Genomic DNA, 23,771 nt, shown 5'->3' on the forward strand with positions numbered 1-23,771 from the left:
CTTTCATTTCCCCCAGCGCAACACCAACGGATCGAGCCGCCGCGCGGTCTCGATGAGGCCCGCGCGCGTCTCGGGATGCAGCGCGGGCAACGGATGCCGCGGCGCTTCGCAGGCGATCACGCCGCCTTCCTTCATGAGCGCCTTGCAGGCCAGCAGGCCCGCCTGGCGGTTCTCGCAGTTGATGAGCGGCAGCCACCGCTGGTACAGCGCGAAGGCCTGGTCGCGGTCGCCTGAACGGTGCGCCTCGATGATCGGGCGGATGCCGTCGGGGTAGCCACCGCCGGTCATCGCACCGGTCGCGCCTGCATCGAGGTCGGACATCAGCGTGATCGCTTCTTCGCCGTCCCAGGGCCCTTCGATGGCATCGCCGCCCAAACGGATCAGCTCGCGCAGCTTCGACGCGGCGCCGGCCGTTTCGATCTTGAAGTACGCGACCTGCTCGATCTCCTTCGCCATGCGCGCGAGGAACGGCGCCGACAGCACCGTGCCGCTCGCGGGTGCGTCCTGAATCATGATCGGAATCGTCACCGCATCCGAGAGGCGCGCGTAGAACTCGTGGATCTGCGGCTCGGGCACGCGGAAGGTCGCGCCGTGGTACGGCGGCATCACCATCAGCATGGCCGCGCCCATGTCCTGCGCGCGGCGGCTGCGCTCGGCGCAGACCTGGGTGCTGTAGTGCGTGGTCGTCACGATCACCGGCACGCGGCCCTTCACGTGCTCGAGGATGGTGCGCGTGAGCACCTCGCGCTCCTCGTCGGACAGCACGAACTGCTCGGAGAAATTCGCGAGGATGCACAGCCCGTCGGAGCCCGCGTCGATCATGAAATCGACGCAGCGCTTCTGGCTTTCGAGATCGAGCGCGCCCTGTTCGGTGAAGGTGGTGGGCACCACCGGGAAGATGCCGCGGTATCGGGGGGTCATGACGTGTGATCAGTGGGAGTGACGGGGAACGGCCGAGCCTCTGCAGCCGACCAGGAAATCGAAATCGCAGCCTTCGTCGGCCTGCAGCACGTGGTTGACGTAGAGCTTCTGGTAACCGCCGCCGCGCGTGCTCATCGGCTGCGCATCGGAGGCGGACAACGACGCGAGGCGCGACGCCAGCTCCTCGTCGCTGATGTCCAGGTGCAACCGCCCCGCATCGCAGTCGAGCTCGATCCAGTCGCCATCGCGCACCGCCGCGAGCGGCCCGCCGTCGGCCGCTTCGGGCGCGACGTGCAGCACCACCGTGCCGTAAGCCGTGCCGCTCATGCGCGCGTCGGAGATGCGCACCATGTCCTTCACGCCCTGGCGCAGCAGCTTCGGCGGCAGGCCCATGTTGCCCACCTCGGCCATGCCGGGGTAGCCCTTGGGGCCGCAGTTCTTCAGCACCATCACGCAGCTCGCGTCGATGTCGAGGTCTTCATCGACGATGCGCGCCTTGTAGTGCTCCAGGTTCTCGAACACCACGGCGCGGCCGCGGTGCTTCAGCAGCTCGGGCGTGGCGGCCGAGGGTTTGAGCACCGCGCCGCGCGGCGACAGGTTGCCGCGCAGGATGCGGATGCCGCCGTCGGCGATCAGCGGGTTGTCGAGCGGGCGGATCACCTCGTCGTTCAGGCTCGGCGCCTCGCGCACGTTGTCCCAGAGCGACTGGCCGTTGACGGTGAGTGCACCGGGGTGCGGCAGCAGCCCGTGCTCGCCGAGGCGGCGCAGCACGGCGGGCAGGCCGCCCGCGTAATAGAACTCTTCCATGAGGAAGCGCCCCGAAGGCATGAGGTCGACGATGGTTGGCGTGTGGCTGCCGATGCGTGTCCAGTCTTCCAGTTCGAGCTCGACGCCGATGCGCCCCGCAATGGCCTTCAGGTGGATCACCGCATTGGTCGATCCGCCGATGGCCGCGTTCACGCGGATCGCGTTCTCGAAGGCCTCGCGCGTGAGGATCTTCGACAGCGTGAGCCCGTCCTTGGCCATCTGCACCGCGCGCGCGCCCGACATCTGCGCGAGCACATAGCGCCGCGCATCGACCGCCGGAATCGCCGCGTTGTGCGGCAGCGAAGTGCCCAGCGCCTCGGCCATGCAGGCCATGGTGGAGGCCGTGCCCATCGTGTTGCAGGTGCCCGCCGAGCGCGACATGCCGCCTTCGGCCGAGAGGAACTGGTGCAGGTTGATCTCGCCCGCCTTCAGCGATTCGTGCAGCTGCCACACGGCCGTGCCCGAGCCGATGTCCTTGCCGTCGAGCTTGCCGTTGAGCATCGGCCCGCCCGTGACCACGATGGCCGGGATGTCGCAGCTGGCCGCGCCCATCAGCAGCGCGGGCGTGGTCTTGTCGCAGCCCGTGAGCAGCACCACCGCATCCACCGGGTTGCCGCGAATGGCCTCTTCGACGTCCATGCTTGCGAGGTTGCGCGTGAGCATCGCGGTGGGCCGCAGGTTCGACTCGCCGTTCGAGAACACCGGGAACTCGACCGGGAAGCCGCCCGCCTCCGAGATGCCGCGCTTCACGTGCTCCGCGATCTTGCGGAAGTGCGCGTTGCACGGCGTGAGTTCCGACCAGGTGTTGCAGATGCCGACGATGGGGCGGCCGTCGAACTCGTGGTCGGGGATGCCCTGGTTCTTCATCCAGCTGCGGTACATGAATCCGTTCTTGTCGGCGGAGCCGAACCATTCGGTCGAGCGCAGTTTCTTTGTCATGGGGAAGTGGTCAACGGCGCGGGGCGCGCGAGGTGAAGAAGCGTTGGAGCAGGCAGAACACGAAGAGCAGCGCGCCGACCACGATGCGCGTCCACCACGAGCTCAGCGTGCCGTCGAAGGAAATCAGCGTCTGGATGATCCCGAGCATCAGCACGCCGAAGAGCGTGCCCGCCACGTAGCCCACGCCGCCGGTGAGCAGCGTGCCGCCGATCACCACCGCCGCGATGGCGTCGAGCTCCAGCCCGAGCGCATGCAGGCCGTAGCCCGAGAGCATGTAGAAGGTGAAGATCACGCCGGCCAGCGCCGAGCAGAAGCCCGAGAGCGTGTACACGCCCACGAGCGTGCGACGCACCGGCAAGCCCATGAGCATCGCCGAATGCTCGCTGCCGCCGATGGCGTACACCGCGCGGCCGAAGGGCGTGCAATGCGCAATGAAGATCGCAGCCAGCAGCACGGCGATGGCGATCACCGCGCTGACCGACACCGAGGCCTCGCCCCAGATGGGAATGCGGATCTGCGAGACCTCCGAATAAAAATCGTTGGTGATGCTGATCGAGTCGATGCTGATGAGGTAGCACAGTCCCCGCGCGAGGAACATGCCCGCGAGCGTGACGATGAAGGGCTGCAGCCGGAAGCGCTCGATGAGCAGGCCCATGAACGCGCCGAAGGCCGTGCCCATCGCGAGCACCAGCGGAATCACCACCGCCGGGCTCCACCCGTGCTTCTCGACCAGCGAGGCCGACACCATCGTCGTGAGCGCGATCACCGAGCCCACCGAGAGGTCGATGCCGCCCGAGAGGATCACGAAGGTCATGCCGACCGCGACGACGATCAGGAAGGCGTTGTCGATCAGCAGGTTGAGGAACACCTGCGCCGAGAAGAAGCCGTCGTAGAACACCGAGCCCAGCGTCGCCATCAGCACGAACAGCGAGATGGTCGCGGTGAGCGGCAGGTATTTCGGATTGAGCCTTGCCTTGCTCCCACGCGCGGGAGTGGGCTGGGCAGCAGGCGCCGCCTCGATCACCGCGCTCATGCCCTGCCCCCGTCATGCACCGGCCGCTGGACCAGCGTGCGAACCTCCGCCCGGAACTCTGGCGACTGCATCAGCATCACCACGAACACCACCACCGCCTTCACCACGAGGTTGATCTCCGGCGGCACGCCCAGCGAATAGATCGCGTAGGTCAGCGTCTGGATGATCAGCGCGCCGATCACGCTGCCCACGAGGCTGAAGCGACCGCCCGTGAGCGCCGTGCCGCCGAGCGTGACCGCGAGGATCGCATCGAGCTCCAGCAGCTGGCCGGCGTTGTTGCCGTCGGCGCTCTTCACGTTCGAGCTGATCAACAGGCCCGCCACGCCCGCGCACACGCCGCAGAACGCATACGCGCCGACGACCAGCCGCCGCGCCTGGATGCCCGCCACGCGCGCCGCCGTCGGGTTGATGCCCACCGCCTGGATGAACAGGCCGAGCGCCGTGCGCGTGATCGCCAGGTACAGCAGCGCGAACACCGCCGCCACGATGAACAGCGAGAACGGCAGCCCCAGCAGGTAGCCGCTGCCGAGGAAGAAGAAGGGCTTGTAGTAGATCGTGATGATCTGCCCGTCCGCGACCAGCTGCGCGATGCCGCGCCCCGCCACCATGAGGATCAGCGTCGCGATGATCGGCTGCATGCCGACCTTGGCGACCAGCAACCCGTTCCACAGGCCGCACAGCAGCGCGACACCGAGCGCCGCGAGGATCGCGAGCGGCATCGGGAAGCGGCTCACGTCGCTGGACAACGAGCCGCCGATCATCCAGGCCGCGACCGCCGCCGCGATGGCCACCACCGCGCCTACCGAGATGTCGATGCCGCGCGTGGCGATCACCAGCGTCATGCCGAGCGAGACCAGCACCAGCGGCGCCGCGCGGTTCAGGATGTCGATCAGGCTGCCGTAGAGATGGCCCTCGCGCCATTCGAGGCGCAGGAAGCTCGCGTTGAACGCGGTGTTGATCGCGAGCAGCAACAGCAACGTGACGACGGGCCAGGCGAGCCGGTGGCTCATGAGGGACGAGAAGCGGTTCATGCGGCGGCAATCATTTCGTAGACCTCGTCCTCCGTGGAGCCGCCCGGCAGCTCGCCCACCTTCTGCCGGTCGCGCAGCACCACGATGCGATGCGCCACGCGCACCACCTCGCTCATTTCCGACGAGATGAAGATCACCGCCATGCCGGCGCGTGCGAGCCGCAGGATCTCTTCCATGATTTCCTGCTTGGCCGCAACGTCGATGCCGCGCGTGGGTTCGTCCAGGATCAGGAGGCGCGGCTCGGTCGCGAGCCAGCGCGCGATCATGGCTTTTTGCTGGTTGCCGCCCGAGAGCAGGCCGATGGGCGTTTCGACACTCGCCGTCTTGATGCCCAGCGAGGCGACGAAGCGCTCGGCCATCGCGGTCTGCTCCGCATGCGAGAGAAACTTCCGCGTGCCCAGGCGGGCCTGCAGCGCGAGCGCGATGTTCTCGCGCACCGACAGCTCGGCCACGATGCCATCGGTCTTGCGCTCTTCAGGGCACAGCGCAAGGCCTTCGCGGATCGCATCGGCGGGGTTCGAGAAGCTGACGGAGCGGCCGTCGATCTTCAGCACGCCACGGTCGGGCGATTCGAGTCCGAACAGCAGGCGCGCGAGTTCGGTGCGGCCCGCGCCGAGCAGGCCGGCGATGCCGACGACCTCGCCGGCACGCACGCGCAGGTCGGTGGCCTGCAACTGCCCGGCCTGCCCCAGTCCTTCGGATTGCAGCAGCGCGGGCGCTGCTTCATCGAACGCGGGCAACGCGGCGGGTCGTGCCGACTGCGCAGCCAACTCGCGACCCAGCATCGCCGCGATCAACGCCTGCGGACCGAGGTCTGCCGCCTTCCACTCGCCCACCCAGTTGCCATTGCGCAGCACGGTGATGCGGTCGGACACCGCGTACATCTGGTTCAGGAAGTGGGTCACGAAGACGATGGCAAGGCCCTCGCTCCGCAGCCGCCGCAGCACCTCGAACAGCTTCTCGACTTCATCGTCATCGAGGCTCGACGTCGGCTCGTCGAGGATCAACACCTTCGACGACACGCCGAGCGCCCGCGCGATCGCCACCATCTGCTGCACCGCGACCGAATAGCTCGACAGGAGCCGCGTCACGTCGATGTCGAGCCCGATGCGCGCCAGCAGTTCTTCTGCCCGGCGGTTCACCGCGGCCCAGTCGATGCGAAAGCCCTGCATCGCGCCGCAGCGCGGATAGCGCCCCGCGAACACGTTCTCCGCCACCGAGAGGTTCGGGCACAGGTTCACTTCCTGGTAGACCGTGCTGATGCCCAGCTTCTGCGCCTCCAGCGGCGAGCCCGGACGGATGGCCTCGCCCCCAAGGAACATCTCGCCGCCGCTCGAAGGCAGCACGCCCGTGAGCACCTTGATGAGCGTCGACTTGCCCGCGCCGTTCTGCCCCATGAGCGCATGGATCTCGCCCGGGTAGAGCTTGAGCTGCACGCCGTTCAGCACCGGGATGCCGGCGAACTGCTTGTGGATGCCCCGCAACTCCAGCACGGGGGTGACGCCGCTGTCGGTCATGCGTTCACTTGTTCTTGTTGTAGACGTCGATGAACACCGCCGCCAGCAGCACCAGCCCCTTGATGACCTGCTGGTAGTCGATGCCGATGCCCAGGATCGACATGCCGTTGTTCATCACGCCCATGATGAAGGCGCCGATCACCGCGCCCATCACCCGGCCCACGCCACCCGAGGCCGAGGCACCGCCGATGAAGCAGGCGGCAATCACATCGAGCTCGAAGCCCAGGCCCGCCTTGGGCGTGGCGGTGTTGAGCCGCGCCGCGAACACGAGACCCGCGAGCGCCGCCAGCGCCCCCATGTTCACGAAGGTGAGGAACGCGAGCCGCTGCGTCTTCACGCCCGACAGCCGCGCGGCCTTCTCGTTGCCGCCCAGCGCATAGATGCGCCGGCCGATGGTGGTGCGGTTGGTGACGAAGTCGTACACCACGATCAGCACCGCCATCACCACCAGCACGTTGGGCAGGCCCTTGTAGGTCGAGAGCAGGTAGCTGAAGAAAAGAATGATCGCCGCGAAGAACAGGTTCTTCACGAGGAAGAAGGCGTAGGGCTCCTGCTCCATGCCGTGCGCCTTGAGCTTGGCGCGCCCGCGCAGCTTGAAGAACACCAACGCCGCCGCGGCCAGCACGCCCACGATCAGCGAGGTGGTGCGCAAGGTGTCGCCACCGAGCGGATCGGGAATGAAGCCCGAACTCAGGCGCTGGAACTCGACCGGAAACGGCCCCACCGACTGCCCCGCCAGCAGCGCCAGCGTGAGCCCCTTGAACACCAGCATGCCCGCGAGCGTGACGATGAACGACGGGATCTTGCGGAACGCGACGAACCAGCCCTGCGCCGCACCGATGACGGCACCCGCCGCGATGCTGATGAGCGCGGTCGGTACGAAGTGCCATTCGTACTCCACCATCAGCACCGCCGCGAGCGCGCCGATGAAGCCGCAGACCGACCCCACCGACAGGTCGATGTGCCCCGCCACGATCACCAGCAGCATGCCCAGCGCCATGATGACGACGTAGCTGTTCTGCAGCAGCAGGTTGGTGAGGTTCAGCGGGCGCAAGAGCGTGCCGTCGGTCAGCACCTGGAACAGCACCATGATCGCGACCAGCGAGATCAGCATGCCGTATTCGCGCAGGTTGTTCTTCAGGAAGCCCACGTGGAGCTTCGGGGTGACGGGAGCGGCGCCCTGCACCGCGTTGGCTTCAGGCTGCGACATGAACGGAACTCCCTGCGCTCACGATCGCATGCATGATGCGCTCCTGCGACGCCTCGGCCGCGGTGAACTCGGCCACGAAGCGCCCCTCGTTCATCACGTAGATGCGGTCGCACATGCCCAGCAGCTCGGGCAGTTCGGAAGAAATCATGAGAATGCCTTTGCCCTCGCTCGCGAGCTGGTCGATGATGGTGTAGATCTCGTACTTGGCGCCCACGTCGATGCCGCGCGTGGGTTCGTCCAATATCAGCAGTTCCGGCTTGGTGAAGAGCCACTTGCTCAGCACCACCCTCTGCTGGTTGCCGCCCGACAGATTGACCACCAGCTGCTCGACGCCCGAACAGCGGATGTTCAGCGCCTTCTTGAAGTCATTGGCCACCTTGAACTCGCGGCCGTCGTCGATCACCGAGCGTTCGGCAATCGCATCGAGGTTCGCGAGGCTGATGTTCTTGCGGATGCCTTCCTCCAGCACCAGCCCGAGGCCCTTGCGGTCTTCGGTGACGTAGGCGATGCCGTGGTCGATGGCCTTGCGCACCGTGCTCACGTCCACGGGCTTGCCGTGCATCAGCACCGAGCCGCTGATGCGCTGGCCGTACGACTTGCCGAACACGCTCATCGCCAGCTCGGTGCGGCCCGCGCCCATGAGGCCCGCGATGCCGACGATCTCGCCCTGGCGCACCTGCAGGTTCACGCCCTTGATCTGCTCACGGTCGGCGTGCAGCGCGTGGTGCACGCGCCAGTCGCGCACCTCCAGCACCGTCTCGCCGATCTTCGGCGAGCGCTGCGGGTAGCGGTGCTCCATGTCGCGGCCCACCATGCCGCGGATGATGCGGTCTTCGCTGATCGGGTCGCTGCGGCAGTCGATGGTTTCCACCGTCGCGCCGTCGCGCAGCACGGTGATGGAGTCGGCCACCTTGGCGATTTCGTTGAGCTTGTGCGAGATGAGGATCGACGCGATGCCCTGGCGCTTCAGCTCGAGCAGCAGCGCGAGCAGCGCATCGCTGTCGTTCTCGTTCAGGCTCGCGGTGGGCTCGTCGAGGATCAGCAGCTTCACCTCCTTCGCCAGCGCCTTGGCGATTTCCACCAGCTGCTGCTTGCCCACGCCCAGGTCGGTCACGAGCGTGGTGGGCGGCTCCTTCAGGCCCACCTTGGCGAGCAGCTCGCGCGTCTTCGCATAGGCGGCGAACCAGTCGATGACGCCGCCGCTCGCGATCTCGTTGCCCAGGAAGATGTTCTCGGCAATCGAGAGCAGCGGCACCAGCGCGAGCTCCTGGTGAATGATGATGATGCCGAGCTTCTCGCTGTCGGCGATGCCCTTGAAGCGGCGCAGCTCGCCCTCGAAATGGATCTCGCCGGTGTACGAGTCGCACGGGTAGACGCCGCTCAAGACCTTCATGAGCGTCGACTTGCCCGCGCCGTTCTCGCCGACCACCGCGTGGATCTCCCCCGCGCGCACGGCGAGGTTGACGTTGCTCAGGGCCTTCACGCCCGGGAACGTCTTGGTGATCCCGCGCATCGCGAGGATCGTGCGCGCTTCGCCGGCCGGGCTCACTTGACCTGGCTTTCCTTGTAGTAGCCGCTGTCCACCAGCACCTGCTTCCAGTTGGAGCCGTCCACACTCACCGGCTTGAGCAGGTACGAGGGCACGACCTTGATGCCGTTGTTGTAGGTCTTGGTGTCGTTCACCTCTGGCGCCTTGCCCGAGAGCATGGCGTCGACCATGGCCACCGTCACCTTGGCCAGCTCGCGCGTGTCCTTGAACACGGTGGAGGTCTGCTCCTTGCGCAGGATCGACTTGACCGACGGTACCTCGGCGTCCTGGCCCGACACGATGGGCATCGCCTGCGAACCCGAGCCATAGCCCACGCCCTTGAGCGACGACAGGATGCCGATCGACAGGCCGTCGTACGGCGACAGCACCGCATCGACGCGGTCCTTCGTGTAGTAGGCCGACAGCAGGTTGTCCATGCGCGCCTGCGCCACCGCGCCGTCCCAGCGCAGCGTGCCGACCTTGTCCATGCCCATCTGCTTGCTGCGCACCACGAGCTTGCCGCTCTTGATGTACGGGTCGAGCACCGACATCGCGCCGTTGTAGAAGAAGAAGGCGTTGTTGTCGTCGGGCGAGCCGCCGAACAGCTCGATGTTGAACGGACCCTTGCCGCTCTTCAGGCCCAGCGCCGCCTCGATCGACTGCGCCTGCAGCACGCCGACCTGGAAGTTGTCGAAGGTGGCGTAGTAGTCGACGTTCTTCGAGCCCTTGATGAGCCGGTCGTACGCGATGACCTTCACGCCCTTGTCAGCGGCCTTCTGCAGCACGTCGGACAGCGTGGTGCCGTCGATGGCCGCGATGACCAGCACCTTCGATCCCTTGGTCACCATGTTCTCGATCTGCGCAAGCTGATTGGGAATGTCGTCGTCGGCGTACTGCAGGTCGGTCTTGTAGCCCTTGTCCTTGAAGTACTTGACCATGTTGGCGCCGTCGGCGATCCAGCGCGCCGATGACTTGGTGGGCATCGAGATGGCGATGAGGCCCTTGTCCTGCGCATGGGCCAGCGGCGTAAAGCCGACGACGGCGAAGGCCAGGCCCGCGAGCGAGGCCTTGAGGAAGTTGCGTTTCATGTCGGTCGGTCCTCAGTACTTGCGGTTCGGGAATTCCTTGGCGGCGACTTCCATCGGGAAGATGCCTTCTTCGGTCACGATGCGCTTGGGCAGCGTCTTGCCGGCCTTGATGTCCTTCACCGCGCTCATGAGCTGCGGCCCGAGCAGCGGACTGCATTCCACCGACACGTTGAGCTTGCCGGCGATCATGGCTTCGAAGGCGCCCTTCACCCCGTCGATGGAGATGATGGTGATGTCCTTCGCGGGCTTCATGCCGGCCTCTTCGATGGCCTGGATCGCGCCGATGGCCATGTCGTCGTTGTGCGCGTAGAGCACGTTGATCTTCTTGCCCTCGGCCTTGAGGAAGGCTTCCATCACCTCCTTGCCCTTGGCGCGCGTGAAGTCGCCGGTCTGCGAGCGGGTGATCTTGAATTTCGGGTCGGCCTTGATGATTTCCTCGAAGCCCTTCTTGCGGTCGATGGCGGGGGCCGAGCCCACCGTGCCCTGCAGCTCGACGATGTTCACCTCGCCCTTCTGGTCCTTCATCTTCTCGACCAGCCAGCGGCCGGCCTTGCGGCCTTCCTCGGTGAAGTCGGAGCCCATGAAGGTCACGTAGAGCGAGTCGTCCTTGGTGTTCACGGAGCGGTCGGTCAGCACCACCGGTATCTTCGCGGCCTTGGCTTCGCGCAGCACGGTTTCCCAGCCCGACTCGACCACGGGCGAGAACGCGATCACGTCGACCTTCTGCGCGATGTACGAGCGGATGGCCTTGATCTGGTTCTCCTGCTTCTGCTGCGCGTCGGAGAACTTGAGCTCGATGCCCGCCTCCTTGGCCGAGGACTTGATCGACTCGGTGTTGGCGGTGCGCCATTCGCTCTCGGCGCCCACCTGCGCGAAGCCGAGCACGAGTTTCTTCTGCGCGAGGGCGGAAATTGGCAGCATGCTGCCCAGGGCTGCGGCGGCGAGCGCGGTGTTGAGGGTGCGGCGATTCATGGTCATGGTTGTCTCCTTCTTGATGAGTCTGTGATGTGTTCGGTCAGGCCAGCATGTAGCCGGTCTTCACCGTCGTGTAGAACTCCGCGGCGTGGCGCCCTTGTTCGCGCGGCCCGTAGCCCGACCCCTTGCGGCCGCCGAAGGGCACATGAAAGTCCACCCCCGCGGTCGGCAGATTGACCATCGTCATGCCGACCACGGCATGGCGCCTGAAGTGCATCGCGTGCTTCAGCGAATTGGTGCAGATGCCCGCGCACAGGCCGAAGGGCGTGTCGTTGCACAGCGCGAGCGCCTCGTCGTAGTCGCCGGCGCGCAGCACGCAGGCCAGCGGCCCGAAGATCTCTTCGCGCGCAATGCGGTGTTCGGGTTGGGCCAGGAAGAGCGCGGGGCTCATGTAGTGGCCGGCGGTGGCGCGCTGCAGCGCCTCGCCGCCCCACACGTGCTCCGCGCCCTCTTCGCGCGCGATGTCGATCCACGCGAGGTTCTGCGCCAGCCGCTCTTCGTCGGCCACGGGGCCGATGTCGATGCCGCGCTCCAGCGCGTGGCCGATCTTCAGCGTCTTCAAGCGCTGACGCAGTTGCGCCACGAAGGCGTCGTGCACGGCGGCTTCGACGATGAGGCGGCTCGATGCGGTGCAGCGCTGGCCGTTGGAAAAGTAGGCGCCCTGCACCGCGCAGTCGACGGCGCGGTCCAGGTCGGCGTCGGCCAGCACCACCAGCGCGTTCTTGCCGCCCATCTCCAGCTGCACCTTGGCGCGCCGTGCGGCCGCGGCCTGCAGCACGCGTTCGCCATTGGCGGCTGAGCCGGTGAAGCTCAGCGCATCGACCAGCGGGCTGTCGACCAGCGCCTGGCCGGCTTCGCGCCCGCTGCCCATCACGAGGTTGAACACGCCGGCCGGCAGCGTGGCGCGGCCGATGATGTCGGTGAGCGCCCAGCCGCAGGCCGGCACCAGCTCGGCCGGCTTGAAGACCACGCTGTTGCCGTGCGCCAGCGCCGCGGCAATCTTGGAGGCCGGCACCGCGAAGGGCGTGTTCCACGGCGTGATGAGGCCCACCACGCCGACCGGCTCGCGCGTCACGTCGACCTGCACGCCGGCGCGCACCGAGGCCACGTTCTCGCCACCGCCGCCGCGCAGGGCTTCGCCCGCGAAGAACTTGAAAATCTGGCCCGCGCGCGCCACCTCGGCCACGGCCTCGGGCAGGGTCTTGCCGACCTCGCGCGCCAGCAGCAGGCCCAGCTCGTCCTTGCGGGCCAGCAGCTCGGCGCCGATGCGGTCGAGCACGTCGGCGCGCCGCTGCGGCGTGCTGTGGCTCCAGTGCACGAAGGCCTCGCTGGCCGCGCGAATCGCCAGCTCGACCTGCCGCCGGTCGGCACGTGCGTACTCGGCCACCACTTCGCTGGTGTCCGATGGATTGACGCTGACACCGGTGGTCGCGCTGGTTTCCCAGCGGCCGTTGATGTACTGGCGCACGCTCTGCCGAAGCTCGCCGTGGATCACCGTGGCGTTGCCTTGTCTCTGTTGTTATGGGACTGGGGCGGAAGTCTAGAAATGATTTCGATATCGATCCAATCGTTTTTTAGACAAAATGCATATCAATCGGTGGATTCTGGAAAACCCCGTCAGACCTTCGTTCGCACCCTCTTCATGAACACCTACAACCACTGGTTCATCCGCGCCCGCCTCAAGACCCGCCAGCTGCTGTTGCTGGTGGCGCTGGCCGAGGAAGGCAACATCCACCGTGCGGCGCAGGTGCTCAACATGACGCAGCCCGCCGCGTCGAAATTGCTGAAGGACCTGGAAGACGTGCTCGAGGTGCCGCTGTTCGAGCGCCTGCCGCGCGGCATGCGCCCGACCTGGTACGGCGAGACCATGATCCGCCACGCCCGCGTGGCGCTGGCCAGCCTGAACCAGGCGCACGACGAGCTCACCGCCCTGAAGGCCGGGCGCCTCGGCCAGGTGAACGTGGGCGCCATCACCGCGCCGGGCCTTACGCTGATGCCGCCGGCCGTGGCGATGGTCAAGCGCGAGCAGCCCGACCTGCGCGTGTCACTGGAGATCGAGACCAGCCCGGTGCTGCTCGAGCGGCTCGAGCAGGGCAAGCTCGACATCCTCGTGGCGCGGCTGTTCGCCGAGCACGACAAGTCGCAGCTGCGCTACGAGGCGCTCACCGAGGAGCCCGTGTGCGCGCTGGTGCGCCCCGGCCATCCGCTGCTGGGCGTGAGCGGGCTCACGCTGCGCGACGTGGTGGGCGCCGGCTGGATCGTGCCGCCCGCGGGCAGCGTGCTGCGCCACCGCTTCGAGCTGATGTTCCAGGAAGAAGGCCTGGCGCCGCCGGGCAACATCATCGAGAGCCCGGCGCTGCTGTTCATCACGCGCATGCTGCAGCAAAGCGACATGGTCGCGGTGCTGGCGACCGACGTGGCGCGCTACTACGCGGCGCACGGCATCGTGTCGCTTCTGCCGCTGGACATGCCCTGCCACATGGACGCCTTCGGCATCATCACGCGCACCGACCGGCTGCTGTCGCCGGCCGCGAAGGTGATGATGAAGGCCCTGAAGACGGCGAGCATGAGCGTCTACGGACGCAAGCTCGAGATGGACTGATCAGGTCCAGCCGGCGTCCACCGTGAACTCCTGCGCCGTGCACATCTTCGCGTCGTCCGACGCGAGGAACAGCACCATGCGCGCGATGTCTTCCGGCATCAGCTTGTCGGGCAGGCACTGGTTGCGGTGCAGCGCCTTCTCGCCCTCCTCGTCGAGCCACAGCGCCACCTGCCGCTCGGTCATCACCCAGCCGGGCGACACGGTGTTGATGCGGATGCGATCGCGGCCCAGCTCCACCGCGAGCCCGCGCGTGAGGCCGTTCACCGACGACTTGGCGATCGCGTAGCAGGGGTAGCCCGAGCCCTTGGTCTGCCAGCCCGTGGAGCCGAGGTTGATCACCGAGCCGAAGCCCAGGCGCTTCATGCCCGGCACCACCGACTGGATCGCGAACAGCGCGGGCCGCTCGTTGATGGCCATGCGGTTGTCGTAGTAGTCGGGCGTGACCGATGCGAGCGTGTGGCGGTCGTCGCTGGCCACGTTGTTGACCAGCACCGCGAAGTCGCCGAGCTCGGCGGCCGCGTCGGCCATGGCCTGCTGCAGCGCGCCGATGTCACGCACGTCGCAGGCGCGCCACCACGGCGCGGCGTGGCCGGCTTCGGCGATCTGCGCGGCGAGCGCCGCGCTGGCAGCTTCCGCGATGTCGACAAAGGCCACGCGCGCGCCCTGCGCCGCGAAAGCAGCGACGATGGCCGCGCCGATGCCGCTGCCGCCGCCGGTGACGAACACGGTGCGGCCCTTCAGGCTGGGATGGATGGAAAGCTGAGGGGAATTCAAGGACAAGGTCTCCAGGGGGCATCTCATGACATTGCAAAACACATATCAATCGATGCAGTTATTTTCAATTTCTATTATCAATATGCCTTGATACGATCCGCCGCGTCAAGGCGACATGACATTCAAGAAAGAACAAATGACCATGCAAGAGACAAGCGCCCCTTCTTCGCCGCTCGCAGCGCCCCGCGTGCTCGGCACCCCCGAATGCCTCTGGCCGGCCGCCGCCGACCTCGGCGAAGGCACGCTGTGGTCGGTGCGCGAACAGGCGCTGTACTGGATCGATATCCTGCAGCCGCGCCTGTTCCGCTACGACCCGGCCACGGGCGCGCAGCGCACCTGGCACTTCGACGAAGAGATCACCGCGATTTGCGAGCGCGCGTCGGCGCCGGGCTTGTTCCTCACGCTGCGCCGCGGCTTCGCGCTGTTCGACACCACCGCGCCCGGCGACGCCACGAAGCCGCACTACCTGCACCAGCCCGAACCCGAGCGCACCGGCAACCGCTTCAACGACGGCAAGTGCGACAGCCGCGGCCGCTTCTGGGCCGGCAGCATGGACTTCGACTGCAAGGCGCCCACCGGCGCGCTCTACCGCTTCGACGCCGACGGCCACTGCACGCGGCACGACGACGGCTTCGAGGTGACCAACGGGCCGACGTGGTCGGGCGACGGCCGCACCATGTACTTCAACAACACGGCGATCAACACGATGTACGCCTACGACTTCGACATGGAAGCCGGCGCGGTATCGAACAAGCGCGTGTGGCACCGCTTCCCGAAGGGCGACGGCCTGCCCGACGGCATGACCACCGACGCGGCCGGCCGCCTGTGGATCGCGCACTGGGACGGCGCCTGCGTCACCTGCCACGACCCGGTGAGCGCCGCCGAGCTGTGCCGCATCGCGCTGCCCGCGGGCAACGTGACCGACTGCGCCTTCGGCGGTGCAGACATGCAGACGCTCTACATCACGACGGCGCGCAACAGCCGCACCGAAGCACAGCTGCAGAGCGAGCCGCTGGCCGGCGGGCTCTTCTCGGTGCGCATCGACAGCCCGGGCGTGCCGGCGGCGCTGTTCGCCGGCTAGGCGCCCTCGCGCGGCTGCAGCGACGGCAGGTGCGCCGCCGCGAAATCGGCGAACAGCCGGGCCCGCGCGAAGCTGCCACGGGAGGAGGGCCACACCGCGTGGACCGGAATCCTCGGCGACTCGAACTCGGTCAGCACCAGTTCGGCCTGCCCGCTGTCGAGCAGGTCGCGGATCTGCCACAGCGGCGTGAAGAACAAGCCCAGCCCGCTCAGCACGGCCGCATAGATCGCGGCCGTGTTGTCGGCCCGGAAGCGCCCTGCCACCTTGACGCGCTGCAGCGTGCCGTCGACCGTGAAGGGCCAGTGCGCATCGCTGCCGTGCGTGGTGCGGACGACGCACTGGTGGTCGGCCAGGTCTTCGGGGCGCTGCGGCCGCCCGTGCCGCGCGAAGTACGCCGGCGAGCCGAACACCACCAGCCGCAGCTCGCCGAGCGGCTTGGCCGCCAGTTCGGAATCGGGCAGCTCGCCGATGCGGATGGCCAGGTCCAGCTCGCCTTCGATCAGGTCCACGAAACGGTCGGAGGCCGTGAGCTCGACCTCCATGTCCGGGTAGCGCTGCATGAACGCGCCGATCAGCGGCACCACGAAGGCCGGCGCGAACTGCACGGGCGCGGCCACGCGCAGCAGGCCCCGCGGCGAAGCGAGCTGGCTGCTGGCCTCGACGGCCGCCGCATCGAACTCCGCCAGCGCGGCCCGCACGCGGCGGTGGTAGGCCAACCCCACTTCGGTGACCGACGACTGCCGCGTCGTGCGGCGAAGGAGCTGCACGCCCAGGCTGCGCTCGAGCACGCTCAGCGAGCGGCTGATGGACTGCACCGAGCGCCCCAGTTGCCGGGCCGCCGCGCTCTGGCTGCCGTGGTCGACGATGGCCACGAAGGCCCGGATGTCCTGAATCTGGTCCATGGATTCTCTCGGTCTGGATGAAGGTCTATGGCGGCGCGCGTGGATTCCCGATGGCGCCTGCCGTTCGTATCTTCGAGGCCTCGCGGTCGCAGGCCGCATTGCCAAAAAACGAAGGAATCATTCCATGAAACAACGACACAGACCCACCGTGCGGGTGGTCGGCACCGACGGCGCCACCGGCGCAGAGGGGCGGCAACCTCGTCCGCGCACATTGAACAACAACGACATCCAGGAGCTTGCCCCATCATGACCACCCGAAAACTGCCGGCCCGTTATGCGGGCATCGCCATGCCCTTCCTGCTGTCGATCTTCATGTCATGCATCGTGGCGGGCATCTCCACGCTCAAGAGCGTGGGGCTGGCCTCGGGCCTCTTCCAGATGTGGATGGCTGCATGGGGCGTGTCGTGGCTGGCCGCGTTTCCCTCGCTGCTCGTGGTGCTGCCGGTCGTGCGCCGGATCGTCGCGGCGACGGTGCAGAGCCCGCAGCGCTGATCCGTGGTCAGCCGATGCCGAAGCGGTGCTCGGTCGCGCTGGCGAACACCTCGCCGGGGCGCAGCACGGTCGACGCGAATTCCGGCTGGTTCGGCGCGTCGGGAAAGTGCTGCGTCTCCAGGCACAGGCCGTCGCCCTGGCGCAGGCTCGCGCCCGCGCTGCCGAGCAGGCTGCCGTCGAGGAAGTTGCCCGAATAGAACTGCACGCCGGGCTCGGTGGTGTGCACGTCCATCACGCGGCCCGAGGCCTCGTGGGCGAGGCGCGCCGCAAACGCCAGGCCCGTGCCGCTGCGATCGCCGTCGAGAACCCAGTTGTGGTCGTAGCCGTGCGCGCGCAGCAGCTGCTCGTGGCTGTCGCGGATGCGCGCGCCGATGCGCGTCGGCGTGCGGAAATCGAAAGGCGTGCCGGCCACCTCGCCCAACCCGAGCGGAATGAGCGTGGCATCGACCGGGCAGTAGCGGCTCGCGGGCAGCGTCAGCACATGGTCCATCACCGAGCCGCTGCCGGCGAGGTTGAAGTAGTCGTGGTGGCTCAGGTTGATCACCGTGGCCCGGTCGGTGGTGGCGCGGTAGTCGATGCGCCAGGTGTTGGCGGTGGCGCCCAGCGTGTAGCGCACCGTCAGCTGCGCCTCGCCGGGATAGCCCTCTTCGCCGTCGGCGCTGGTGTAGCGCAGCTCGAGGGCGAGTTCATGAGGCACCGGCACGATCTCCCAGTAGCGCTTGCCGAAGCCGGTGGCGCCGCCATGCAGCGTGTTCACGCCGTCGTTCAGGCCCAGCTGGTGAGCCGTGCCATCGAGCGTGAAGCGGCCCGCCGCGATGCGGTTCGCATAGCGGCCGACGATGGTGCCGAAGTGCGGATGCGGCTTCAGGTAGTCATCGAGCGAGGGCAACCCAAGCACCACGTTCGCGCTGCGACCCTGCCGGTCGGGCACGTGCAGCGCGGTGACGATGCCCCCGAGGTTGATGGCGCTCAGCCGCAGGCCGTGGCCGTTGTCGAGCGTGTATTCGGTGACGGGCCGGCCGTCGGGCATGGCGCCGAAGGGGCGCGAGGTGAGAGCTTCGATCATCGGGCTTGCGACTGCAGCGCCTCGCGCGCGCACTGCGATGCGGTGCGCAGGCCGATGCGGTCTTTCAGGTCGTGGAAGGTCGGAGGCTCGGCGTCGTGCGTCATCACCTCGACGCGGTGGCCCGCCTTGCCCACCGCGTCGGCAAAGCGCTGCTGCAGCGCGAACGGCGTGTTGCGGTCGGCGGGATTGCCGATGAGCACGATGCGCCGCTGCGGGTCGCGCGGGATGCCGGCCACATGGTCCAGCGGGTCGTAGACCTGCGCGCTGCCCGTGGTGTCGGTGCGTCCGTTCTTCGAGCGGCCGAGCAGCCGCGCGCGCTCCAGCAGGTCGAAGGCGCCCGAGGTGAGCACCGCGCAGGCCACGCGCGTGCGCCCGAGCGTGAGCAGCGCGGCGCCGGCCGTGGCGCCGCCGCTGTGGCCGAAGAGCACCACGCGCTGCAGCCGGTGGCGCTGCATCAGCGCTTCGAGCGCCGCATCGAGCGCATGGAACTCCACCGCCTCGCGCCGCTGGCGGTGGTCGCCCGACGAGCCGTAGGTGCCGGGGCGCGCCATGAAGATCCACGGCATGCCCGCGCGGTCGCTCGCGGCCTGCGCGTCGAGCGTGCGCAGCGGTTCGGTGTTGCCGGGGATGCGCGTGGGCGACAGGTTCATCACGCTGTCGCGGTCGCCCGAGAACTGCACGATGGCGATGCGCGCGTCGTCGATGTCGCGGCTCGCGAAGTAGCGGATGCACGACGGCCCCTCGACCGCCTGCACCCAGAGAAAGCCCGGGCGGTCGGGGCAGTTGGCGCGCACGGCGGGCTGGTTCCAGTGCAGCAGTGCGCCCTCGGCCGACGCGGAGGCCGCCGGCTCGCGCGGCACCGCGGCCTTCGGCGCATCGGCACGCTGCGCGCAGGCCGTCTGCACGAGGGCCAGGAGCACACAGGCCAGGCGCGCGCGCGGGGTCATAGCTTCTGCAGCAGTTCGGAGATGAGGCCGAAGTCCGACTGCTGGCGGTCGCCCTTCACCAGCACCAGGTCGCCATCGCGCAGGAATTCGCCGAGGTAGCCGGTGAGCTGCGCGGCGTCTTCGAAGTGCGGGCCGAGCAGCTCGGCCGGCACCTCCTCGCGCAGCCAGCGCATCTCGGCGCCGTGCGTCACGAGGTGCTGGATGCCCGAGGCCAGCAGCGGCGCGGCGAGGCTGCGGTGCATCGCTTCGGCTTCCTTGTCGAGGTTGATGATGCGCCCGAGCACGCCGATCTTGCGCGTCACCGGCCCGTGCGCCGCATGCTGGCAGGTGCGCACGAACTCCATCGCGTTGCGCATCGACATGACCTCGGCGTTCCAGCTGTCGTCGATCAGCGTGGCCTGCACGCCGCCCTGCGTGCGCAGCGGGCGCAGCTGCATCACCGAGGCCGGCAGGCGCACGAAGGGCATTCGCGCGCACGCGGCCTCGGCATCGAAGCCCAGCGCCAGCAGCGCCGCAAAAGCCAGCGCTGAATTGCGCACCAGCCCGGCGCTCGCGATCGGGAACAGGTACTCCACCGTGCGCCCCGGCAGCGCGATGCGCACGCGGCAGCCGCCGTCGGGCTCGGGCCGCGTGTCGACGATGCGGATGTTGGCGTCGGGGCTGCTGCCCACCACCCAGATGGCGCCCGCGGTGCGCGCGGCCGCCCGCACCACCTGCATCAGGCAGGGGATGTGGTCGGGCACGATGGCCACGCCGCCGGGCTCCAGGCCCAGGAAGATGCGCGACTTGAACTCGGCCGTCTGCTCGAGCGTGGCGGTCTGGCGGGTCTGCGACAGGCCGATTTCGGTGAGGATGGCCACGTGCGGGCGCGCCACGAGCGAGATCGGACCGCGGTCCATCCACAGCGCGCTCTGCGCCATCTCGAGCACGCACACGTCGGCGTCGGCCGCGAGGTTGGCCAGCATCGCCGGCACGCCCACGCGCGAGTTGTAGTTGTCGATGGTGGTGTGCACGCGCGCCGCCTCGGGCAGCAGGTCGCGCAGCATGGCGATGGTGGACGACTTGCCGACGGTGCCGGTCACGCCCACCACGCGACCCTTGAAGCGCGCACGCGCGGCAATGCCCAAGTCGATCATGGCGCGAATCGGGTCCTCCACCTGCAGCAGCGGGAACGACGGGTCCAGCCCGTCCACCGGGTGCGCGACCACGGCGCCCGCGAGCGCGTGCTGCAGCAGGGGCACGTCTTCGTGGCGGTCGGGGTTGTCGGCGCGCGGCTTGCTGTAGTTCTCGTGCCTGGCGAGCGTGCGGTAGTCGGACGCGATGAACAGCGCCGGCTTCGGCAGCCGCGCCATGTGCGTCGGTCCGCGCACCACCGCGTTCACGAACCAGCCCGAAGGCGGCGGCACCAGCCACTGCCCGCCGGTGACGCGCTGCAGGTCGTCGGCGGTCCACACGGGCGACGCCTGCGGCGTTGCCCCAGGGCGCAGCGCCGCGAGCACGGGCGCGGGGCGCTCGGGCAGCGGCGTCGGAAACTTCGGCACGCGCAGGCCGCACCACACGGGCAGCCGGCGCGCGCCCGGCAGGTCGGGCATGCTGCCGCGCACGCGCACCTCGATCTGCAGCGCGTCGTTCTCGAGCAGGCCCAGGCGCGGCGCGCGCAGGCCGTAGCGGTCGCGGTAGATGCGCCCCGGCGTCCAGCGGCTGGTGGGCCACATCCAGTCGCAGGGGTCGTGGTCCATGGCCTCGCCCCAGGCCGGCATGGTGGTGCTGCGCATCGGCAGCGCGCGGAACTGCACGCGCAGGTCGGCGCTCACGGGCGCATCGGCGGTCCAGAACGACTCGACCCACAGCAGGCGCCGCCCGATGATCTGCGTCGGCGCGAGGCGGATGCCCACGAGGCGCAGCGGGCCGAACTGCAGCGGGCGCATCCTGGCGTCCTCGGGCACGGCATCGACCGACCACTCGGGCCGGGGCGCGAGCACGGGGCCGACCAGCGCGGGCGGACGCGACGCCGACAGCGGCGCCAGCGGCGGGCGCCCGGCCGGCGCGGTGCGTTCGGGCGGCGACAGCTGCAGCGCGCAGCGGCCATCAGGCCGCGCCGTCATCTCGGTGCCGAGCGCGCTGCACAGTTCGGCAAAGCTCGCGCTGGCGGCCTGCGCCGCTTCACCAGCGAGCTGCTGCGAGAAGCCGAAGCCCACGCCCACCGGCGTGAACACCACCTCTTCCACGCCGTGCGGTCCCAGGCGCAGCGAGAACACGCCGGAGTCCGCGAGGTCGTTGCGGATGGCGTCGAACAGCAGGTCGCCCGCGTCGTGCAGGATCGGCCGGCCCTGATGGACCTCGATGCCCTGCAGCACGTGGGCCGAGGTGCCCAGCACCGCGTCGGCGCCGGCTTCGACGATGGCATGGCCGACGGCGATCTCGGCGCGCGAGGGCGCGGTCTCCAGGTTCTCGCCCCAGTGCACGGCCACCAGCACCACGTCGGCCTCGTGGCGCGCGGCGGCGATGCGCGGCGCGAGCGTGGCGCGCCAAGCCGCCGGGTCGTCGAGCGACAGCCAGGCTGCGCCGGGGCGCTGCGCGGTGGCGGCGAAGCGCGGCTGCGTGGCGTCGAGCGAGAACAGCGCGACGCGCAGCCCACCGGCCTGACGGAAGGCGGGGCTCAGCGCGGAATCGAGGTCGGGCCCGGTGCCAGCAAAAGCGATGGCGGCGGCGTTCAGCAGCCCGTGCTGCTCCAGCAGCGCCTCGGGGCCGTAGTCGCCGCTGTGGTTGTTGGCCGTGGCGACCATGTCGATGCCGGCCTCGGTCAGCACCGCCAGCATCTCGGGGCGCGCACGGTAGTAATAAGGGCCGCCCTCGTCCTTCTCGACGCCCTGCTCGCCCGTGGTGGCGACCACGCATTCGAGGTTGACGATGCGCAGGTCGGCCTCGCGCAGCGCGGCGATGTCGCCGAGCATGCGGGCGGGGCCGCCGAGGTCGTGCATGCGGTAGTGCTGGCGCCGGCCCAGGTTGACGTCGCCGCCCCACAGCACGATGCCCTCGGCGCCGCGCGGCGCGGCCGGCTCGGCCGTGGCCTGCGTGAGCTGCGCGCTCTGCTGCTGCGCCTCGCGCGCCTCGAGCAGGCGGTGGTAGGCCACGTAGCCCGACAGGTAGTGCTCCACGTCGTCGATGCGCACGCGGAAGCTGTGGTGCTTGATGAAGAACGAGCCCGCGATGCGGTCGGGGTGGCGGAAGAACATCGCCAGCTCGGGCCAGAAATGGCCGTTGGCGAGGTAGCGCGCGCGGTGCTCCAGCGCGCGGTCGAACTTGTGGCGATCAAGCCCCGCGAGCAGCGGGCGCAGTGCCGGGTCGGCTTCCAGCCGCAGCACCATCTCGCGCGCGGCCATCATCAGCTCGAGCAGCGTGGGGAAGGTGGTGATGCGCTCCAGCACGAAGTCCAGGTGACCCGCCATGTTCTGCAGGCCGAACTGGTAGTAGCGCGTCTCGGGCTTGAAGCGCGTGAGTTCGTTGACGCAGTAGCTCAGCCAGTGGTCGTGCGCGCGCCAGTGGCCCGCGGCAATGAAGTGCTCGAAGGCCTTCTCGACCACCGCGAGCCAGCGCGCGTCGCGCGTGAGGCCGTACAGCCGCATCAGCCCGAAGGCCGCTTCGCCGTCGTAGTAAATGATGCGGTAGGGCTCCTTCACGTCGAGCCCCGGGTGGTTGAGCACGTGCACGAAGCGCCCGGTCTCGGGGTCCTGCATGGAGCGGATGCCCAGCGCCAGCTGCTCCATCAGCGGCTGGTACTGCGCATCGCCGGTGAGCTCGGTGTACTTCACCAGCGCCAGCAGGCACACGGCGTTGCCACCGAGCTTGATCTCGTTGCCGATGTCGACCAGGAACGCGGCCTGCGTGCCGTCGGCCAGCGTGGCGCGGCGGATCAGCCGCTGGCTCAGGAAGGCCAGCGCGCGGTCGATGGCGGCCTTCTGCACGTCGCTGCGCGTGAGCTCCCAGCCTTCGAGCATCGCGTAGGTGGAGCTGGCGTGGCGCAGCGTGTTGTAGGTGGGAATCGCGCGGTCGAAGCACGGGAACCAGCCGTAGTGGAACTCGCCCGTGGGCTTGACCTGTTCGGCCAGGTAGTCGCTGGCCGAATCGACCAGCGTGCGCACCTGCGCCGCGTTCCAGTCGGTGAGCGTGCGAAAGCCCGCGGCCTGCCCTTCGGCCGTGAGCGGCCAGGCGCCGTCGGCGTCGACGTACACGGCGCGCGTGGTGAAGCACCACACGGGCGCGACGTCGTCGGTGGGAAAGTCGCGCTCATCGCCGAAGCGGCGCTTGGTGTGCGTGCGCAGGTTGCCGTTGTTGGGCTCCGCGTGGTCGACCGTGCCGTTGTAGAGCACGGCGCTGCCGTGCATCTCCTGCGCGAGCAGCGCGGTCTCGAAGCACGCGTCGAGCGCGATGCCTTCGTTGAAGTAGTTGCGCTTGGTCTGCGCCAGCCGCGCCTTCAGTTCGCCCCAGGTCATGGGCGTGGCGTGCTCGACGATCTCCGCGCGCAGCCGCTGCGCGGGCCGCTCGGCGCGCCTGGCCTTCACCGCCAGCGCCTCGGCGGCGGCCTGCCACGCGGCCTCGGTGTCGGGGCCGCGGCCCATGACGACGCGGGCGCGGCTTTCGCCCTCGCCCATCGCGAGGAACACCACGCAGCCGGCCTCGTCGGTGGCGGGCAGGGCCGGGGGCAGCGCCCCGTCCGGGGTGGCCAGGGCCTGCCTGGCGCGGTTCAACAGATCGGCGAGGGGGACGGGAGCTTGGTGAGTCATGCGCCGCGAATGATGACAGGCCACGGCGCGGCCTGCCACTGCGGAAATCCGGGGCGACGTCGGACCCGGATCAG

Annotated in this window: 19 protein-coding genes; 4 read left to right on the forward strand and 15 right to left on the reverse strand. The window is 68.7% G+C overall.

The features are described from left to right. Positions 1-3: 3 nt before the first annotated feature. From AC07SQ_RS17450 to AC07SQ_RS17495, 10 genes are read right to left on the reverse strand one after another with little or no spacing between them, the layout of a single operon-like run. Positions 4-921, reverse strand: coding sequence for a dihydrodipicolinate synthase family protein (locus tag AC07SQ_RS17450; protein WP_354345572.1), 918 nt, complete (start codon positions 919-921; stop codon positions 4-6). Positions 922-930: 9 nt separating this feature from the next. Next, positions 931-2,667 (reverse strand): IlvD/Edd family dehydratase, encoded by a 1,737-nt coding sequence (locus tag AC07SQ_RS17455; protein ID WP_487848028.1) that lies wholly within the window; start codon positions 2,665-2,667, stop codon positions 931-933. 10 nt (positions 2,668-2,677) lie between these two features. Beyond that, the gene (gene yjfF / locus AC07SQ_RS17460; RefSeq protein WP_495272380.1) at positions 2,678-3,700 is read right to left on the reverse strand and encodes a galactofuranose ABC transporter, permease protein YjfF; all 1,023 of its coding nucleotides are present in this window, start codon (positions 3,698-3,700) and stop codon (positions 2,678-2,680) included. Then, positions 3,697-4,731 carry an ABC transporter permease gene (locus AC07SQ_RS17465; RefSeq protein ID WP_495272379.1) on the reverse strand — a complete coding sequence of 345 codons (1,035 nt, stop codon included), beginning with the start codon at positions 4,729-4,731 and terminating at the stop codon, positions 3,697-3,699. The genes yjfF and AC07SQ_RS17465 overlap by 4 nt, the downstream gene beginning before the upstream one ends. After that, positions 4,728-6,248, reverse strand: coding sequence for a sugar ABC transporter ATP-binding protein (locus tag AC07SQ_RS17470; RefSeq protein ID WP_495272378.1), 1,521 nt, complete (start codon positions 6,246-6,248; stop codon positions 4,728-4,730). Before AC07SQ_RS17470 ends, AC07SQ_RS17465 begins: the two co-directional genes overlap by 4 nt. A 4-nt stretch (positions 6,249-6,252) precedes the next feature. Continuing rightward, positions 6,253-7,458, reverse strand: a complete 1,206-nt coding sequence (gene mmsB, locus AC07SQ_RS17475; protein WP_495272377.1) for a multiple monosaccharide ABC transporter permease — start codon at positions 7,456-7,458, stop codon at positions 6,253-6,255. Next, positions 7,445-8,971, reverse strand: coding sequence for a multiple monosaccharide ABC transporter ATP-binding protein (gene mmsA, locus AC07SQ_RS17480; protein WP_495272497.1), 1,527 nt, complete (start codon positions 8,969-8,971; stop codon positions 7,445-7,447). The genes mmsB and mmsA overlap by 14 nt, the downstream gene beginning before the upstream one ends. 32 nt (positions 8,972-9,003) lie before the next feature. Beyond that, positions 9,004-10,074, reverse strand: a complete 1,071-nt coding sequence (chvE, locus tag AC07SQ_RS17485; protein WP_095743676.1) for a multiple monosaccharide ABC transporter substrate-binding protein — start codon at positions 10,072-10,074, stop codon at positions 9,004-9,006. 12 nt (positions 10,075-10,086) lie between these two features. Then, on the reverse strand, positions 10,087-11,052 hold the full coding sequence (locus AC07SQ_RS17490; RefSeq protein WP_495272376.1) for an ABC transporter substrate-binding protein: 966 nt from the start codon (positions 11,050-11,052) through the stop codon (positions 10,087-10,089). A gap of 37 nt (positions 11,053-11,089) precedes the next feature. Beyond that, positions 11,090-12,544 (reverse strand): aldehyde dehydrogenase family protein, encoded by a 1,455-nt coding sequence (locus tag AC07SQ_RS17495; RefSeq protein WP_307695533.1) that lies wholly within the window; start codon positions 12,542-12,544, stop codon positions 11,090-11,092. Positions 12,545-12,691: 147 nt separating this feature from the next. On the opposite strand from AC07SQ_RS17495, the gene AC07SQ_RS17500 reads away from it, so the two are divergent. Then, the gene (locus AC07SQ_RS17500; RefSeq protein WP_062480583.1) at positions 12,692-13,651 is read left to right on the forward strand and encodes a LysR family transcriptional regulator; all 960 of its coding nucleotides are present in this window, start codon (positions 12,692-12,694) and stop codon (positions 13,649-13,651) included. Here AC07SQ_RS17500 and AC07SQ_RS17505 read toward each other — a convergent pair whose 3' ends face one another. Further along, positions 13,652-14,452: an SDR family NAD(P)-dependent oxidoreductase gene (locus tag AC07SQ_RS17505; RefSeq protein WP_492697974.1), complete on the reverse strand. Its 801-nt coding sequence runs from the start codon at positions 14,450-14,452 to the stop codon at positions 13,652-13,654. Positions 14,453-14,561: 109 nt separating this feature from the next. Here AC07SQ_RS17505 and AC07SQ_RS17510 point away from each other — a divergent pair, with 109 nt between their 5' ends. Beyond that, the gene (locus tag AC07SQ_RS17510; RefSeq protein ID WP_495272375.1) at positions 14,562-15,506 is read left to right on the forward strand and encodes an SMP-30/gluconolactonase/LRE family protein; all 945 of its coding nucleotides are present in this window, start codon (positions 14,562-14,564) and stop codon (positions 15,504-15,506) included. On the opposite strand, the gene AC07SQ_RS17515 is transcribed toward AC07SQ_RS17510, so the two are convergent. Next, positions 15,503-16,408, reverse strand: a complete 906-nt coding sequence (locus AC07SQ_RS17515; RefSeq protein WP_495272374.1) for a LysR family transcriptional regulator — start codon at positions 16,406-16,408, stop codon at positions 15,503-15,505. The genes AC07SQ_RS17510 and AC07SQ_RS17515 overlap by 4 nt on opposite strands. A gap of 124 nt (positions 16,409-16,532) precedes the next feature. On the opposite strand from AC07SQ_RS17515, the gene AC07SQ_RS17520 reads away from it, so the two are divergent. Next, positions 16,533-16,658, forward strand: coding sequence for a hypothetical protein (locus tag AC07SQ_RS17520; RefSeq protein ID WP_495272373.1), 126 nt, complete (start codon positions 16,533-16,535; stop codon positions 16,656-16,658). After that, on the forward strand, positions 16,655-16,900 hold the full coding sequence (locus AC07SQ_RS17525; protein WP_070060049.1) for a DUF2798 domain-containing protein: 246 nt from the start codon (positions 16,655-16,657) through the stop codon (positions 16,898-16,900). The genes AC07SQ_RS17520 and AC07SQ_RS17525 overlap by 4 nt, the downstream gene beginning before the upstream one ends. Before the next feature lie 7 nt (positions 16,901-16,907). Here AC07SQ_RS17525 and AC07SQ_RS17530 read toward each other — a convergent pair whose 3' ends face one another. The 3 genes from AC07SQ_RS17530 to AC07SQ_RS17540 are packed head-to-tail and all read right to left on the reverse strand — an operon-like array spanning position 16,908 to position 23,697. Next, positions 16,908-17,966 carry an aldose epimerase family protein gene (locus AC07SQ_RS17530; RefSeq protein ID WP_495272372.1) on the reverse strand — a complete coding sequence of 353 codons (1,059 nt, stop codon included), beginning with the start codon at positions 17,964-17,966 and terminating at the stop codon, positions 16,908-16,910. After that, positions 17,963-18,913: an alpha/beta hydrolase family protein gene (locus AC07SQ_RS17535; protein WP_495272371.1), complete on the reverse strand. Its 951-nt coding sequence runs from the start codon at positions 18,911-18,913 to the stop codon at positions 17,963-17,965. Before AC07SQ_RS17535 ends, AC07SQ_RS17530 begins: the two co-directional genes overlap by 4 nt. Beyond that, the gene (locus tag AC07SQ_RS17540) at positions 18,910-23,697 is read right to left on the reverse strand and encodes a CapA family protein (RefSeq protein ID WP_495272370.1); all 4,788 of its coding nucleotides are present in this window, start codon (positions 23,695-23,697) and stop codon (positions 18,910-18,912) included. Before AC07SQ_RS17540 ends, AC07SQ_RS17535 begins: the two co-directional genes overlap by 4 nt. Between the last annotated feature and the right edge of the window lie 74 nt (positions 23,698-23,771).

Source organism: Variovorax sp. GW821-FHT06D12 (genome assembly GCF_059419205.1).